At 50.3% G+C, this 15,912-nt stretch carries 11 protein-coding genes; 4 read left to right on the forward strand and 7 right to left on the reverse strand.

Annotated elements, in window-relative coordinates; genetic code table 11:
- Window positions 1–55: 55 nt before the first annotated feature.
- The 5 genes from B3Z75_RS01485 to B3Z75_RS01505 all read right to left on the reverse strand — a co-directional run bounded on the left by B3Z75_RS01485 (window position 56) and on the right by B3Z75_RS01505 (window position 7,971).
- The gene (locus B3Z75_RS01485; RefSeq protein ID WP_294067015.1) at window positions 56–550 is read right to left on the reverse strand and encodes a GNAT family N-acetyltransferase; all 495 of its coding nucleotides are present in this window, start codon (window positions 548–550) and stop codon (window positions 56–58) included.
- The gene (gene topA / locus B3Z75_RS01490; RefSeq protein WP_294067017.1) at window positions 547–2,973 is read right to left on the reverse strand and encodes a type I DNA topoisomerase; all 2,427 of its coding nucleotides are present in this window, start codon (window positions 2,971–2,973) and stop codon (window positions 547–549) included. Before topA ends, B3Z75_RS01485 begins: the two co-directional genes overlap by 4 nt.
- Before the next feature lie 190 nt (window positions 2,974–3,163).
- Window positions 3,164–3,757 (reverse strand): IMPACT family protein, encoded by a 594-nt coding sequence (locus B3Z75_RS01495; RefSeq protein ID WP_294067122.1) that lies wholly within the window; start codon window positions 3,755–3,757, stop codon window positions 3,164–3,166.
- Window positions 3,758–3,765: 8 nt separating this feature from the next.
- A complete protein-coding gene (locus tag B3Z75_RS01500; RefSeq protein ID WP_294067019.1) occupies window positions 3,766–6,318 on the reverse strand; it encodes an adenosylcobalamin-dependent ribonucleoside-diphosphate reductase in 2,553 nt (850 codons plus the stop codon).
- Between the two features lie 387 nt (window positions 6,319–6,705).
- Window positions 6,706–7,971 (reverse strand): serpin family protein, encoded by a 1,266-nt coding sequence (locus B3Z75_RS01505; protein WP_294067021.1) that lies wholly within the window; start codon window positions 7,969–7,971, stop codon window positions 6,706–6,708.
- A gap of 243 nt (window positions 7,972–8,214) precedes the next feature.
- Here B3Z75_RS01505 and speA point away from each other — a divergent pair, with 243 nt between their 5' ends.
- Window positions 8,215–10,113, forward strand: a complete 1,899-nt coding sequence (gene speA, locus B3Z75_RS01510; RefSeq protein WP_294067023.1) for a biosynthetic arginine decarboxylase — start codon at window positions 8,215–8,217, stop codon at window positions 10,111–10,113.
- Between the two features lie 37 nt (window positions 10,114–10,150).
- Here the strand turns inward: speA and B3Z75_RS01515 are convergent, their stop codons facing one another.
- Window positions 10,151–11,041 carry a cation diffusion facilitator family transporter gene (locus B3Z75_RS01515; RefSeq protein WP_294067026.1) on the reverse strand — a complete coding sequence of 297 codons (891 nt, stop codon included), beginning with the start codon at window positions 11,039–11,041 and terminating at the stop codon, window positions 10,151–10,153.
- A gap of 198 nt (window positions 11,042–11,239) precedes the next feature.
- On the opposite strand from B3Z75_RS01515, the gene B3Z75_RS01520 reads away from it, so the two are divergent.
- Window positions 11,240–13,372 carry a S9 family peptidase gene (locus tag B3Z75_RS01520; RefSeq protein WP_294067028.1) on the forward strand — a complete coding sequence of 711 codons (2,133 nt, stop codon included), beginning with the start codon at window positions 11,240–11,242 and terminating at the stop codon, window positions 13,370–13,372.
- A gap of 16 nt (window positions 13,373–13,388) precedes the next feature.
- On the forward strand, window positions 13,389–13,739 hold the full coding sequence (locus B3Z75_RS01525; RefSeq protein WP_294067030.1) for a DUF488 domain-containing protein: 351 nt from the start codon (window positions 13,389–13,391) through the stop codon (window positions 13,737–13,739).
- A gap of 50 nt (window positions 13,740–13,789) precedes the next feature.
- On the opposite strand, the gene B3Z75_RS01530 is transcribed toward B3Z75_RS01525, so the two are convergent.
- Window positions 13,790–14,377 (reverse strand): manganese efflux pump MntP family protein, encoded by a 588-nt coding sequence (locus B3Z75_RS01530; protein ID WP_294067033.1) that lies wholly within the window; start codon window positions 14,375–14,377, stop codon window positions 13,790–13,792.
- A 169-nt stretch (window positions 14,378–14,546) separates the two neighbouring features.
- On the opposite strand from B3Z75_RS01530, the gene B3Z75_RS01535 reads away from it, so the two are divergent.
- Entirely contained in the window at window positions 14,547–15,794 is a 1,248-nt protein-coding gene (locus tag B3Z75_RS01535; RefSeq protein ID WP_294067035.1) for a M23 family metallopeptidase, read from the forward strand.
- Window positions 15,795–15,912: the final 118 nt, after the last annotated feature.

A 15,912-nucleotide genomic window follows, 5' to 3' on the forward strand; every position in this document is an offset into this window, starting at 1 on the left:
AGAATGTTTTACAATCCTGCCTTCTCCTTTTTTTGTAACACTCAAACAAGCCAGATTACCATGTCTTCTGATAAGCCATCCGCTCTGTTCCGTTCGAAACAAAAATGATGCCGCAATAGGTGAACCCCAGCGACGCGAGAATATGCTGCATGGCACGGTTATCGCGATGAGTATCTACCCGGATATTGGGACATTGGGTAAAACACCAGGCAATACAGGCTTTGGCTACCCCCTTCTCCTTGCCCGAAGAGGCAATTCGGTGCACGGTGGCATATGGCCTGTGGTTCAGCCACTCTCCGTCGTAAATCTTCTCGTACGTGGGGTCCTCCCCCTGAATCAGGCAAAAGGTACCCACCGTCACCCCCTCTTCATTTTCGCAAACAAAACTATGCCCCGCTTCAATCTCTTCGACGATCAAAGCTTCAGAGGGATACCCGCCGGCCCATTGTGACGCGTTGCCGGTGTGGAACATATGATCACGCGCAATGGCGTAGATGGCCATTACTTCCGCCAAATCGGCATGGGTGGCAGGTCGGATCTGCGTAATCATTTTTTCGACGTCGTTTTTTTTGTCGTTTTTTTTGTCGTCGACTTTGTCGTGGATTTCGATGTGGATTTCGATGTGGTTGTTTTCTTCGCCGATCCGCTTCCGGTACTCTTTGCAGCCTTTCCTTCCTTGCCCTTGTCGGCATCGGCAATGATCGCCCGGCACTCCTCCAGCGTAAGCTCCGCCGGGTTCTGTTTCTTCGGAATCTTGTAGTTTGACTTGTTGAAGGCGATATAGGGCCCATATCGGCCATTCAAGACCTGCAGGCCGGGTTCCTCGACAAAGGTTTTGATGATCTTCTCCCTGTCTTTCTTCTCCTTTGCCTCGATCAGTTCAACCGATTCTTCCAGGGTGACCTCATAGGGATCGATTCCTTTGGGCAGCGAGACAAATTTATTGTCGTGGCGGATGTACGGGCCAAAACGGCCTACGCCAATCACGACCTCTTTCTCCCTGAATGTGCCAAGGTTTCTGGGAAGCTCAAAAAGCTTCAGTGTCTCCTCGAGCGTGATAGTCTCAATCGACTGCGACTTCTGCAGGGAAGCAAAGAGGGGCTTCTCCTCTTCATCCTGTGTGCCAATCTGAGCCATAGCGCCGTAACGGCCTATCTTCACCGATACCTGACGGCCTGTTTTGGGGTCCACGCCAAGCACCCGTTCCCCCACCCTGTGCTCAATACGCATTTGCGATGTCTCCTCCACTATTGGATGAAACACTTTGTAAAATTCGGCAATCGACTTGTTCCACTGAGCCTTTCCTTCCGCAATCTTGTCGAAGTTCTTCTCTACCCGTGCGGTGAAATTATAGTCGACAATAGAAGGAAAGTACTCTACCAGAAAATCATTGACCACCATGCCAATGTCGGTGGGAACCAGTTTGTTTTTGTCGGCCCCTGCAATCTCTTTTTTCTCGATATCCTTGACAACACCCTTCTTTAATGTCAGAATATTGTAAATACGTTCTTCGCCTTCCACATTCCTTTTCTCCACATATTCCCGGTTGATGATGGTGGAGATGGTAGGCGCATAGGTGGAGGGGCGTCCGATGCCCAACTCTTCCATCTTGCGCACCAGGGCAGCCTCCGTATAGCGGGCAGGACGCTGGGTGAAACGTTCGGTGGCATTGGTTTCCAGCATGACAAGCTGCTCTCCCTTTTTCATGGGAGGGAGCATACCTTCGTCGTTCTCGCCATTCTCCTCGTCGGTACCTTCCAGATAGACCCTCAGAAAACCATCGAATTTGATCACTTCGCCGTTGGCTGTAAACCTGCCATCGGCATTGGAGATCGCAATGTTGGCCGTAGTTCGTTCCAGTTCGGCATCGGCCATCTGTGAGGCAATGGTGCGCTTCCAGATCAGCTCATAGAGACGCTTCTCCTGGGCCGTACCCGATACTTCATGCTCGCTCATGTAGGTTGGACGAATTGCCTCGTGTGCTTCCTGGGCGCCTTTCGCCTTTGTGGTGTACTGACGTACCTGATGGTACTTCTCTCCGTACTGGTCGATGATCTCTGTCTTTGCTGTACCTATAGCCAGCCCCGATAGGTTCACCGAGTCGGTACGCATATAGGTGATCTTTCCCGACTCATATAGCCGCTGAGCCACCATCATGGTCTGCGACACAGAGAAGCCCAGCTTGCGGGATGCCTCCTGCTGGAGGGTGGAAGTGGTAAAGGGTGCGGCGGGCGATTTTTTTGCCGGCCTGGTGGTAATATCATCAATGGTAAATTCCGAAGTCTTCAGCTTTTCCAGAAGGGCAAGCGCTTCTTCTTTTGTTTTCAACCGTTTGTTGTACTCAGCCTTGATCTCGTATGTCTGACCGTTTTCCTCTTTTGTAAAGATGGCCACAACGCGGTAGGCCGCCTCGGAGGTAAATTGCTGTATCTCACGCTCCCGCTCCACGATGAGCCGTACGGCTACCGACTGTACACGCCCGGCCGAGAGGGCGGGTTTTATTTTTCGCCACAGAACGGGCGAAAGCTCAAACCCCACTATGCGATCCAGCACACGGCGCGCTTGTTGTGCATCGACCAGGTTCTGATCTATTTTCCTCGGATTTTTGACAGCTTCCTGAATGGCATTTTTGGTGATCTCGTGAAACACAATACGTTTTGTATTTTCCTCTTTCAGCTCCAGCGTGTCGAACAGGTGCCACGAGATTGCCTCCCCCTCGCGGTCCTCATCGGAAGCCAGCCAGACGGTCTCCGCTTTCTTTGCGGCTGCCCTCAACTCCGAAACCACCTTCTTTTTATCGGCAGGCACTTCATAGATCGGCTTGAAGCCATTCTCAATATCTATGCTGAAATCTTTTTTCTTCAAATCACGGATATGCCCGTAGCTGGACATGACATGAAAGTCCTTTCCGAGAAATTTCTCGATTGTTTTCGCTTTCGCGGGCGACTCAACGATGACCAGGTTTTTATCCATTCAATCCTCTTTCTTCTTTAAATCATATGGGGACACTCCTCCATTTTGGGTGCAAAAGTAGTAATTTTGTGCAAGGAATAAGACTTTTTTAAGAAATTCCTTGTTTCTTAAGTTATTTTTCAGCGACTGCCTCCCAGCAACCGGCCCTCATAATTCAGCATTCATCGCTGCTGCCGCCCCGGGTAGAGGGTTACTCTATTTCAACTCCGTAAACCGACGAGAGCATCTCTCTCAGTTGGGGAGAAAGGGAGCGGCGTACCTGCAGGCGCATGCTGCAGCTCTCTCTGAAGTCCTGCGTCCAGCGGATCGACTCAAACTGCTTCAACACCCTCATCACATCATTCAGCAAAGGATACTCAAAACGGATTTCAACAAAGTCATCGACCGTTTTCTCCACGATCACGGCGTGAAGAATTGCATCGGCAGCTGCTTCCTTGTACGCCTTGATCAGCCCCCCCGTCCCCAGCAAGGTACCGCCAAAGTAGCGGACCACCAGGATAAGCACGTCGGTCAGCTCGGCCGAGTTGATCTGCCCCAGGATAGGTTTGCCGGCTGTGCCCGAAGGTTCTCCATCGTCGTTCAACCGATACTCCTCCCGTTCCCATCCAAGCATATAGGCCCAGCAAACGTGCCGCGCATCGTAATATTTTTTACGATGCGCATCCACGATTTCCTTTGCCTCCTCTGCGCTCTTTACCGGAAAGATGAAGGAGAGGAATTTACTCTTTTTCTCGTGGACATACCCTTCGGCCGGCCCGGTTACTGTTTTGTATGTGTCATCCATTCCCTCGCTCACCCGCACTTGGAGGCTCCGCAGTTCCTGCATTTCAGGCACCCCTCCTCGTAGACCAGCGTCTCGTGCCCGCACACGGGACACTTCTGCCCCTTGGCCTCGGTTTCGTTGGGCAGGTATCTCTTCAGTGCCCGTTCTACCCCGTTCTTCCAAGTGTTGATGGTCTCGCTGTCGAGTTCCAGCCCCGACACCAGCTTGATCACCTGATCGATGGGCATCCCGTAGCGCAGCACGCCGGAGATCAGCTTGGCATAGTTCCAGAATTCCGGATTGAACTTTCCATCCAACCCCTCAATCGTGACTTTATAACCCCGACGGTTCTGAAACTGGAAGTCGTAGTGCTTCCGCCCGTCGTTGTCGTATGCCTTGATAATCTTGCCGGTGGTAACATTCTTTGGCACCATGATGCCATCGTCCTCGTCGTTGATACCGGTGAAAATCTCGTAGGGACGTCCGTTGAGCAAGCCAATAAAGGCAATCCACTTCTCCTTGTTGTTCTGAAACTTGATCACGTCGGCATCCAGCTCAATGGGCCGGGAGGTGACGATTGCCGGCATCTCATAGCAGTCCTCTTCTTTTTTATCCTTCTCCTGTTTCTCCGCTTCTCCGTTGGCGATAAGTACCCCTGCACGGGATCCGTCGCGGTAGACCGTACATCCCTTGCAACCGCTCTTCCAGGCTTCCATATACAACTCACCGACCAACTCTTCCGACACGTCGGACGGCAGATTGATGGTCACACTGATGGAGTGATCCACCCACTTCTGTACGCGGCCCTGCATCCTCACCTTCTGCAGCCAGTCCACATCGTTGGAGGTAGCTTTATAGTAGGGTGATTTTTCCACAATTTCGTCCACTTCTGCCCTGGTGTAACGTTTTGTTGTGGAATAACCATTGGCCTCCATCCAGGTAACAAACTTATGATGAAATACAGTATACTCTTCCCACGAGTCGCCATTTTCATCCACAAAATCGACCTTCACATCCTTGTCGTTCGGATTCACTTTGCGCCGGCGGGTATAGACCGGCAGAAAGACAGGCTCAATGCCCGATGTTGTCTGCGACATCAGGCTCGTCGTCCCGGTTGGCGCAATGGTAAGGAGGGCAATATTGCGCCTGCCATACTTCACCATGTCGTCGTACAACCGAGGATCAGCCTCTTTGATCCTGTTGATGAACGGATTATCTTTTTCTCTCCCGGCATCGAATATCTCAAACGCCCCCCGCTCCCTGGCCATCTCCACCGATGAGCGGTACGCATTGATTGCCACGGCACGGTGCACCCTCTCCGAGAAGTCGGTTCCTTCATCCGTGCCATAACGAATTCCCAGCGCCGCCAACATGTCGCCCTCAGCAGTAATGCCCACACCGGTACGACGTCCCTGCAGGGTCTTGCGCTGAATCTTTTTCCAGAGGGTTCTTTCAGCCGATTTCACCTCTTCCGACTCGGGGTCGGCTTCAATCTTCTCTAGAATCTTATCGATCTTCTCCGACTCCAGGTCCACAATATCGTCCATGATGCGCTGCGCCAGCTGCACATGTTTGGCAAAGAGGTCGAAATCGAAATATGCATCTTTCTTGAAAGGATTCACCACGTAGGAGTAGAGGTTGATCGCCAGCAGTCTGCAACTGTCGTAGGGACACAAGGGAATCTCCCCACACGGGTTGGTCGACACTGTCCGGAAGCCCAGATCGGCATAACAGTCGGGCACCGACTCGCGGATGATGGAATCCCAGAAAAGGACACCGGGCTCGGCCGACCGCCAAGCATTGTGGATAATCTTATCCCACAGCTCCTTTGCATTGATTGTCTTCTCATACTTAGGGGTATCGGAATCGATAGGATACTTTTGCACGTAAGGCCTATCTTGTGAAGCTGCCTCCATAAACGCATCGTCAATCTTTACAGAGATGTTGGCACCGGTCACCTTTCCCTGTTCCAGCTTGGCATCGATAAAATTCTCGGAGTCAGGATGTTTGATGGAAACACTCAGCATCAGAGCACCGCGGCGCCCATCCTGTGCCACTTCGCGTGTAGAGTTGGAATAGCGCTCCATGAAAGGAACCAGCCCCGTGGAGGTGAGAGCCGAGTTTTTCACGGGCGACCCCTTGGGACGGATATGCGACAGATCATGTCCCACCCCGCCACGGCGTTTCATCAGCTGCACCTGCTCTTCGTCGATACGGATAATGGCCCCGTAGGAATCGGCATTGCCTTCCATCCCGATTACAAAGCAGTTCGACAAGGAGGCAACCTGAAAATCGTTTCCGATACCGGTCATGGGGCTTCCCTGGGGAATGATATAGGTAAACCTGTCGAACAAGTCGAACAGCTCCTGTTCACTCAACGGATTGGCATATTTTTTTTCTATCCGTGCTATTTCTTTGGCCAGACGCCAGTGCATATCCTCCGGCGTCTTCTCGTAGATATCTCCCTGGCTGTCCTTGAGCGCATACTTACTCACCCAAACCTTGGCGGCTAGTTCGTCGCCCTTAAAATAATCCAACGATGCCTGGTATGCCTCGTCAAATGTGTATGTCTTCTTTTTCATCAGCTGAATGTATTATTAATGAATGAATGGATTGACCTTTAAAATGTTTCCCTTTTTTTCTACATGCTATTTGCCCTACAGGCATCATTCGGTTATGCAAGTTTATCGAAACTTTCTAAAAAGACAAAATGTTTTCACAATAATTTATCAACATATCCGGAAAGTTTTCCATTTAAAATCATAATAGTCTATTTATCATATACATACATTTTCAGTTAATTGAAAAAGTTTTCCATTTGGTCAAACACGACTGAGTTACAAATAGATAAAAACACACAACTCCCTACGATTTAAATATTGTAAAATTTACACAAAATAAAATCATCCGACAACTTAAAAGTCGCCGGATGATAAACTATGGACGAAAAAAAGATGCAGAAGAAACCGTTAGCCTGGAAAATCTCTCACTACCCCCATGAATAAAATCGCCCCGGTAGAATTTTCCTGGATAAGATAAACAAAAGGCCTGTCGGCTTTGAAGACAACTTTTTTTGGCTGCGAAGGCAACGACGTCAGCTCCACACCCACTGTTGTTACGGCCGCCGCCTCTGTGCCTGATTCGTCGGTGCTGATATAGGTATCCTGCTTCACGAACGAAATCTTAGCCGGGACATCGGTGATACCGGAGAAATCGGCGGCATCGGTAAAGGCAATGCCCATGCCCATCTTTGAGAGCACATCGTTTAAATATTTACTGTACTCCGTCCTGAATTTCGGGAAAGACAGATCAACTTCGGCTTTGCGCAACGCTGCCTTCAAGTCGCCCCAGTAACCATCCTGCAGGGTAGCGGATAGCACATCCCGCAACCTCCTCCCCTCCCTGGGGAGCAGCACCATCATGCTAAAAGACTGGTTTCCATACGGAAGCTGCACCAGCTGCAGGGTTTGATCTTCCGCATAATTGAACGTAGCCTCCTGCCTCATCATATCCACCTGCCTCGTGGTTCCATTCTCATACGTGAACGGTCTCTTCGAGGTATTCTTCGCATCAAATTCAGCTGTCCAGATCCCTTTAAAATAGATCGCATTCAGCAAATACATCAGATCGAGGGGATTGGTACCGTCAATCACTTTCTCAATCAGCCCGTTTGTATGATCCGAGGCCCACTGGTTGATGAGGGCAGCAGTGGCCGACAGGGAGAAATCGACGGGCCGGACCGTCGCATCATACCACGTTTTGTTCGTATTGAGAAAGCCAGGATTGACCACTACCTGATGATTGGCAAAAATGGCATTGGCTATAGAGAGCCTCGTGGAAGGGTCGGTGGCCAACAGAGCCTCCTTCAGCTTTTTATAATAGCCATTGACCTCTTCATCATCAAACTCGTCCATATGCAGCGTCTGCTGCATGGCCGTCCGGGTATCGCCTCCGGCACCGTTCCAGGTCATGGCCAGGGCCATGTTCAGGCTGAGTGGCGACACCATAAAGTTTCCATCCCCTTCAAGGGATTCTTCCGCGAACACTTTTTCAAAAAAAGAAAAAGCAAAAGCCTGGTCGTTCTTCACCATCTGCTCTTCAACACTCCTCAGCTGTATCCGGATGGGGTCGGGAAGCTTCCCGGCAGGCGACGCATGCCCGCTCTTATCGCAAGATGCGGCGAAAGAGAGACCGACAATTGCCGGGACAATCAAGGAAAAGATTTTTAGTTGCATAAGATTACAGTTTACCGATAATATATCGTTACATACTATATGTTCTGACGCTTTTACAAGATAAATGTTGCATCATAACCGTTAAAATAAATCAATGCAAGGCCTTCAATTTCTATTAATACGAAATTTATTTTCGAACATCGTCATTCAGGGAGAAAGAACCGATTGAATCATATTTTTTTTGTGTATTTTTGCAGTTTATTTCCTGTAGTTCAGGGTCACCATTAAATAACGTTTGCCGGAATGAGAAAATGGCGTATTGAAGATTCGGAAGAGTTGTATAATATCAACGGTTGGGGAAACGGATACTTCTCCATCAACGAAAAGGGACATGTACAAGTCACACCCAGCAAGAAAGAGGGGGGAAGCGTGGATTTGAGCGAGCTTATGCGTGAACTTTATCTGCGTGATGTGTCGTCCCCCGTATTGATACGATTTCCCGAAATTCTGGACAACCGCATTGAAAAGATTTCCAACAGCTTTGCTACGGCTTCCAGGGAGTACGAATACACTGCCCAACACTATATTGTGTACCCCATCAAGGTGAACCAGATGCGCCAGGTAGTGGAGGAGATTGTCTCCAGCGGAAAGAGATTCAAGATCGGCCTCGAAGCCGGCTCAAAGCCCGAACTTCATGCCGTGCTCGCCATCAACACCGAAACCAACTCCTTCATCATCTGCAACGGATACAAAGACGAAAGTTATATCGAGCTGGCACTGCTGGCCCAAAAGATGGGCAAGCAAGTGTTCATTGTGGTGGAAAAGCTCAACGAGCTGGAGCTGACCATCAAGATTGCCAAGCGGCTCAAGGTGAAGCCCAACATCGGCATCAGGGTGAAGCTGGCCAGCTCAGGCAGCGGCAAGTGGGAAGAGTCGGGCGGCGACGGCAGCAAATTCGGACTCAACTCGAGCGAGCTGCTGGAGGCGCTGGAGGTGCTCAAGGAGAACAACCTCACTGAGTGCTTCCGGCTGATCCACTTTCACATCGGCAGCCAGATCACCAAGATACGCCGCATCAAGACCGCCCTGCGCGAGGCAGCGCAATTCTACGTGCAGCTGCACTCCATGGGCTTCAAGATTGAGTTTGTGGATATTGGTGGCGGACTGGGGGTCGACTACGACGGCACCCGCTCCTCCTTCACCGAGAACAGCATCAACTACTCCATCCAGGAATATGTGAACGACTCGGTCTTCACCTTCGTCGATGCGGCCAACAAGAACGAGATCCCTCACCCCAACATCATCACCGAATCGGGCCGTGCCCTCACGGCGCATCATTCCGTGCTGGTGTTCGAAGTGCTGGAAACGGCCACCCTGCCTGAGTGGCCCGACGACCTGGATATCCAGGAGGACGACCACGAGCTGGTGAAAGAGCTCTACAACATCTGGGAGTCACTCACCCAGGCACGCATGCTCGAAGCATGGCACGATGCCCAACAGATCCGGGAGGAGTCTCTCGACCTCTTCAGCCTTGGCATGCTCGACCTGAAGACGCGCGCTCAGGTGGAGCAGCTCTACTTCTCCATTGCCCGGGAGATCAACATCACCAGCAACCGTGCCAAGCACGCACCGGAGGAGTTGCGCCAGCTGGCCACCCTCCTGCCCGACAAATATTTCTGCAACTTCTCCCTGTTTCAGTCGCTACCCGACTCGTGGGCCATTGACCAGGTCTTCCCCATCATCCCCATCCACCGACTCGATGAGCGGCCGGGGAAGACAGCTACGCTGCAGGACATCACCTGCGACTCCGACGGCAAGATTGCCAACTTCGCCTCGCAGGACGGCTTTCGCTCCACCTACCTGCCGGTACACACACTTAAAAAAGAGGAGCCTTATTACATTGGTGTCTTTCTGGTGGGTGCCTACCAGGAGATCCTGGGCGACCTGCACAACCTCTTTGGCGACACCAACGTGGTGCATGTCTCCACCGGCGAATCGGGATACAAAATTGACCAGGTGATCGACGGCGAGTCGGTGGCCGAGGTACTGGAATATGCCCAGTACAACGCCAAGAAGCTTGTGCGTACCGTCGAAACATGGGTGATGAGCTCCGTGAAACAGGGTAAGATCTCGGTGGAAGAGGGAAAAGAATTTCTCTCGAACTACCGCTCCGGGCTCTATGGATATACCTATCTCGAATAAAAAACGTTAACAGGTTTCGGGGTCACCGGCATCCAGCTCAACAACAGCCTTCCATCACACACTCTTCGTCCGGCAGTTCAAACTCAATGGTGGAGTGATGTACATCCAGTAAGAGCAGCGATGTGCGGATCCGGTTTTTCAATTTTTGCTGATCTTCCATTGTCAGCTCTTTGCTGAGCACAACATGGATGGTGAGCACGTTGTATTCCCCATCCACCGACCAGGTGTGCAGATCGTGAACGCTATCCACCTCTTCCATTTCAAACAGGACTTTTTTCACCTCTTCAATGTCTAGCTTCGCGGGACTTCCCTGGAGGATGATGCGCAGGCTCTCGCGCATATTGCGAAAGACATTAAACAGGATGAACAAAGAGATTGCGATGGAGAGGATGGGATCAATGACCGGCGCTTCCACAAAATACATGATTCCCGCACCAATCAGCACAGCCAGCCACCCCAGCACATCTTCCAGCAGGTGAAGAGCCACCACCCGCTCGTTGAGAGAGCTTCCCTTACTCAGACGAAAAAAAGCCAGCCCGTTCATGATCAGGCCCAGGACGGCAAGCAACAACATCCCCTCCACATTGGGCTGCTGCGGGTTAAACAGACGGGGGAGAGCATGTGCCAAAATCACCACGCTTCCCACCAGGAGGACAATAGAGTTGACGATGGCACCCAACAGCGAAAAACGTTTGAAACCATACGTGTACTCTTTTGTGCGCGGCTTCTTAGCCACTTTCTGAAAATACCAGGAGAGCCCCAGCGAAAAACTGTCGCCCAGATCATGCACGGCATCCGAAAGAATTGCCATGCTGTTGGTGAGCAAGCCTCCTGCAAGCTCGATGAACGTAAACGAGAGATTCAGAAAGAATGCCGTTTTGATGTTTTTTACATCTTCGTGCCGGTGATTATGTTCGTGTGAATGCATAATGACTTACAGATTCAGATTATAACGCCGTGATAAAAAGAATGTTCATGAACGGTTTATCAACTGATTTATGTATATTTGCACATGAGAATGCAGAAGAGGCGTTTACGGCCCGGAAGGCATTGAATTGGTGCTATCCGGGCTCCTGGTGATTGCTGAGCTGCGGTTTATGGAAACTAACCTAAAACAAAAAAAGACATGAGACATGCAAACTTACTGATTGTGAGTACGGCGTTACTCCTGATCGCATCGTGTAACATTAAAAAGAAAGAAGTGACTATATTGAAACAATCTGATTTTCCTGCCCCCCCAGTGGCGGCGGTGATTCCCGACACGTTTATGAACTTCGGGCAACAACGTATCGACAACTATTATTGGTTAAAAGATAAAAACAACCCAAAGGTGATTGATTATCTGCATGCAGAGAATGCATATACAGACACTGTAATGGGACCCACAAAGGAGCTTCAGCGAAAGATATACGACGAAATACTGGGCCGCATCAAAGAGGACGACGAGAGCTATCCCTCGTTTAAAGATGGGTATTACTACTACAGCCGTACCGAAAAGGGGAAACAGTACCCAACCTATTGCCGCCGGAAAGGGTCGATGGAAGCAGCAGAGGAGGTAATCTTCGATGTGAACCGAATGGCCGAAGGTAAACCGGCATTTATCTTCCGGGGTTATTCCATCAGCCCCGACAACAGCAAGGCAGCCTATTTCTTCAACGAAACCGGGTCTTATGCCGAGTTCACAATGAAGATCAAGGATCTTGCCTCGGGCGAACTTGTGGGATTTTCGGTAGAAGGAGCCACCTCGGTGGCATGGGCCAACGACAATAAAACCCTGTTCTATAGCACCATAGACAACACGCTCCGCTCCAGCCGGATCCACCGGCAGGCTCTCGACAAGCCGGAGGGTACGCTTGTTTACGAAGAGGATGACGTCAAATTTACCACCTATGTATACGGCAGCAAGACAAAACAGTATATCTTCATCACAAGCAGCAGCTCAACCACATCGGAAGAGCGGTACATCTCGGCTGACAGGCCGGCAGACAGCTTCAAAGTGTTCCTGCCCCGCGTACAGGATGTGGAATACAGCGTTTACCCGCATCAGGAAAAGTTTTTTGTACGCTACAAGGATAAGGAGAATCTGAACGGCATGATCTATGAGATGCCCCTTACGGGCTATGAAGACAGCTCCTCCTGGAAAGTGTTTGTGCCGCACGACAAAAAGATACGGATTGAGGGAATTGATGTCCTGAAGGAGTATGTTTCGCTGGAATTGCGAAAAAACGGACTCACGGAAATTCAGGTCAAACCTGTTTCAGGCGGCGATGTAAAAACCATAGCCTTCCCTGAGCCGGTCTATTCTGCATGGCTGAACGGCAATCCGGAATACGACGCGGTCACATTCCGCTACACCTACACCTCGCTCAACCGCCCCAGCACACTCTACGAATACAACATCACCTCGGGTGAAACGGCGAAGCTGAAGGAGCAGGAGATACCCTCCGGCTTCAACCCGGGCGACTATGAGGTGGAACGCCTGTGGGCCACAGCACCCGACGGCGTAAAGGTCCCCATGGCCATCGTCTACAAAAAAGGGCTGAAGAAAGATGGCACCAACCCTGCCTTGATCTATTCCTATGGTAGTTACGGCATAAGCTCCGACGTTTATTTCAGCGCGAGCATGTTCAGCCTGATCGATCGTGGATTTGTATATGCCATCGCCCAGATACGGGGTGGAAGCGACCTTGGCGAGCAGTGGTACGAAGATGGAAAATTACTGCATAAAAAGAATACATTTACCGATTTTATCGCATGCAGCGAACAACTTATTCGCGACGGGTACACCTCTGCCGACAGACTTGCCGCAATGGGTGGAAGTGCGGGCGGACTGTTGATGAGCGCTGTGGCTAATATGCGGCCCGACCTCTATCAGACCATCGTCGCACAGGTACCCTTCGTGGATGTGATCAACACGATGCTCGACGAGTCCCTGCCGCTCACCACAGGAGAATACGAAGAGTGGGGCAACCCTAACGAGGAAGAGTATTACCGCTACATCCTCTCCTACTCACCTTACGACAATATTAGGGTTCAGGATTATCCGAATATTCTGGTGACGGGAGGAATCAACGACTCACAGGTGCTCTTCCACGAACCGGCCAAGTATGTGGCAAAGCTGCGGTCGCTCAAAACAGACGACAACATCCTGCTGCTGCACATGAACATGGATTCCGGACACGGAGGTGCTACCGGTCGCTACGAAGGCATAAAGGACACTGCTTTTGAGTTTGCCTTTATCCTCATGTTTACCCATTAATCCATCACGGTATGCTATGATTCAGATAAAACGAATTTACGAAGTCCCCGGCGAGGATGACGGTTACCGCATCCTGGTGGACCGCCTCTGGCCGCGTGGGCTGTCGAAAGATGCCGCCCGGGTAGACCTCTGGATGAAAGAGATAGCTCCATCCACGGCATTGAGAAAATGGTTCCATCACGACGCCGGGAAATGGGAAGAGTTTACAGACCGTTACCGGATGGAACTGTCAGAAAAAAAAGAGATGTTGCAGGAAGTGCTTACCCTGGAGAAAACACATAAAAAAGTCACCCTGCTCTATTCCGCAAAGGACACCACGCACAATCAGGCAGTGGTGTTGCTGGAAATGATAAACACAATCGCCTGACGTGACCGTTCGTCCGGAGGGTGAAAATAGAATTCAGGGGTGTACGCGCATCAGGCTCCGTTGAGCAAATGCGTGAACAGGATCTTGAGTCCGATCGCAATCAGGATGACCCCGCCCACCCTTTCGAAGTTGAATCTGAATTTATGCCCGAGGCGAACACCTAATAACATTCCGTAAAACGATAAAAAGAAAGTTACGCCCCCGGTAATTACTACGGCTTTTCTGATTGTTCCCGGATAGGAGGCAAAGATCAGCCCTGTGGCAGCAGCATCGATACTGGTAGCAAATGCCAGCGAAACCACACTTTTCCAGTCTATTGCATCCGAGTCGCGACAGTCGCAACCGGAACAATCCTCCTCCTTCACCGGCAAATTACTTTCGTACATCATTTTGACTCCAATCATTACCAGGATCACAAATGCAAGCCAATGGTCGAACTGAATGATCCATTTCGAAAATCCGATACTTAACAGATAGCCTGCCAGTGGCATGAGACCTTGAAAAAGACCGAATACAAGGGCAATCTTCGAGGCTCTCCAGGGATTAAACTGCTTGCGGCACATTCCCTTGCCGATACAAACGGCGAGGGAGTCCATGGAAAGCCCAAAGGCTATGAATAAAATGGAAAGTAAGTCCATCGGATAGTGTAAAAAACGACAATGTAAAAAAAGAAAGCAAAGGTATAAATAAAGAGGAATCAGGCAAAAGAAAAGGGACGACAAAACCAAAAGAGAGTCGGGGCTTAAAAAGATTTAATTTTTTTGCCCGTTTCTTGTCTCTCTCTCTGCAAAAAGTTACCTTTGAAACATGTTTGGACGTCACAAAATTTCCCTGCCGGCCTGGAGCCTCCTGCTGATCATTCATTTCGCCTCTTCCTGCACACTGCAACAGGAGAAACATGCGAACGCCGGCCTCCCGGAAGAATCAGATTGCTTATACGCATACGGGATATGCGTAGATTCGCTCAACGTGCATCGTTATGCCATTGAAAAGGGTGATAACCTGGCTTCCATCCTGTCCGGCCTCGGATTCAGCGGAGCGGATGCCGAAGAGATCGCCGGAACTGTCTCCCCTCTTTATCCGCCATCGAAACTGCAGATCGGAAACATCTACGCCACCATCGTCACGCCGGACTCTACTTCTGATATTCGGTATCTTGTGTTTGAAAGTTCAAAGACCGATTTCGTGGTGGTGGATCTCTGTTCGGATACCCTGACAGCGTATGCCGCTGAAAAACCGGTGACGCTGCAACGCAAATATGCCGAGAAAACGATCTCCTCCTCCTTGTGGAATGCCATCGTGGATACGGGGGCCTCACCAATGCTAGCCGTGAAGCTGTCGGACATCTACGCCTGGCAGATCGATTTCTTCGATATCAAGGAGGGAGATTCCTTTCGGTTGATCTATGACGAGGCCTGGATTGATGATACCACCTTTGTGGAAATTGCCGATATTCAGGGAGCCGTGTTCACCCACCGGGGAGAGGAGTACATGGCAGTACCCTTTCAACAGGATTCCGCCAGAGAGTATTTCGATGCCGACGGTAACAGCCTGCGAAAAGAATTTCTAAAAGCGCCTCTCGACTTTTTTCGCATCAGCTCAAAGTTTTCAAACGGACGCTTTCATCCTGTGCTGAAACGTTATCGCCCACACCATGGCGTGGACTATGCTGCCCCCACCGGCACCCCGGTGAAAGCGGTCGGCAACGGAATTGTGATTGAGAAAGCATACCAGAGAAACGGAGCCGGTAACTACCTGAAGGTAAAGCACAACAATTCATATACCACTACCTACATGCATCTCAGCCGGTTTGCCAAAAGCATTCAAACAGGCAGTGCCGTAAAGCAGGGAGATGTGATCGGCTACGTCGGTTCCACCGGCCTTTCCACCGGCCCCCACCTCGATTACAGGGTGCATAAAAATAACCAGCCCGTCAATCCACTTAAAATGGAGGCTCCCCCCTCACATCCGGTGAAGCCCGAATTGAAGGATAGCTTTATGGTGATCCGTGATAACCTCCTGACACTAATGGATAGTTTGCAACAAAAAGGGTGAAATAAAGAATAAATTGCTACCTTTGAAGCCTGAATTATTTCTTTTTACCAAAAATGGACGATAAACAAAAAAATAATGTTTTAAAAAACCTCTCTGAACTTCTCCGGCAGCAGAAAGG

It is taken from the genome of Proteiniphilum sp. UBA1028 (assembly GCF_002316955.1).
In the GTDB taxonomy this organism is placed as follows: Bacteria; Bacteroidota; Bacteroidia; order Bacteroidales; family Dysgonomonadaceae; genus Proteiniphilum.

Excerpts from the sequence above, each read along its gene's own strand:
- B3Z75_RS01505 (WP_294067021.1), bottom strand. The coding sequence starts at position 7,971 with ATGCAACTAAAAATCTTTTCCTTGATTGTCCCGGCAATTGTCGGTCTC.
- B3Z75_RS01485 (WP_294067015.1), bottom strand. The coding sequence starts at position 550 with ATGATTACGCAGATCCGACCTGCCACCCATGCCGATTTGGCGGAAGTA.
- B3Z75_RS01525 (WP_294067030.1), top strand. The coding sequence starts at position 13,389 with ATGATTCAGATAAAACGAATTTACGAAGTCCCCGGCGAGGATGACGGT.
- B3Z75_RS01535 (WP_294067035.1), top strand. The coding sequence starts at position 14,547 with ATGTTTGGACGTCACAAAATTTCCCTGCCGGCCTGGAGCCTCCTGCTG.
- B3Z75_RS01515 (WP_294067026.1), bottom strand. The coding sequence starts at position 11,041 with ATGCATTCACACGAACATAATCACCGGCACGAAGATGTAAAAAACATC.
- B3Z75_RS01495 (WP_294067122.1), bottom strand. The coding sequence starts at position 3,757 with ATGGATGACACATACAAAACAGTAACCGGGCCGGCCGAAGGGTATGTC.
- B3Z75_RS01520 (WP_294067028.1), top strand. The coding sequence starts at position 11,240 with ATGAGACATGCAAACTTACTGATTGTGAGTACGGCGTTACTCCTGATC.
- topA (WP_294067017.1), bottom strand. The coding sequence starts at position 2,973 with ATGGATAAAAACCTGGTCATCGTTGAGTCGCCCGCGAAAGCGAAAACA.
- speA (WP_294067023.1), top strand. The coding sequence starts at position 8,215 with ATGAGAAAATGGCGTATTGAAGATTCGGAAGAGTTGTATAATATCAAC.
- B3Z75_RS01500 (WP_294067019.1), bottom strand. The coding sequence starts at position 6,318 with ATGAAAAAGAAGACATACACATTTGACGAGGCATACCAGGCATCGTTG.
- B3Z75_RS01530 (WP_294067033.1), bottom strand. The coding sequence starts at position 14,377 with ATGGACTTACTTTCCATTTTATTCATAGCCTTTGGGCTTTCCATGGAC.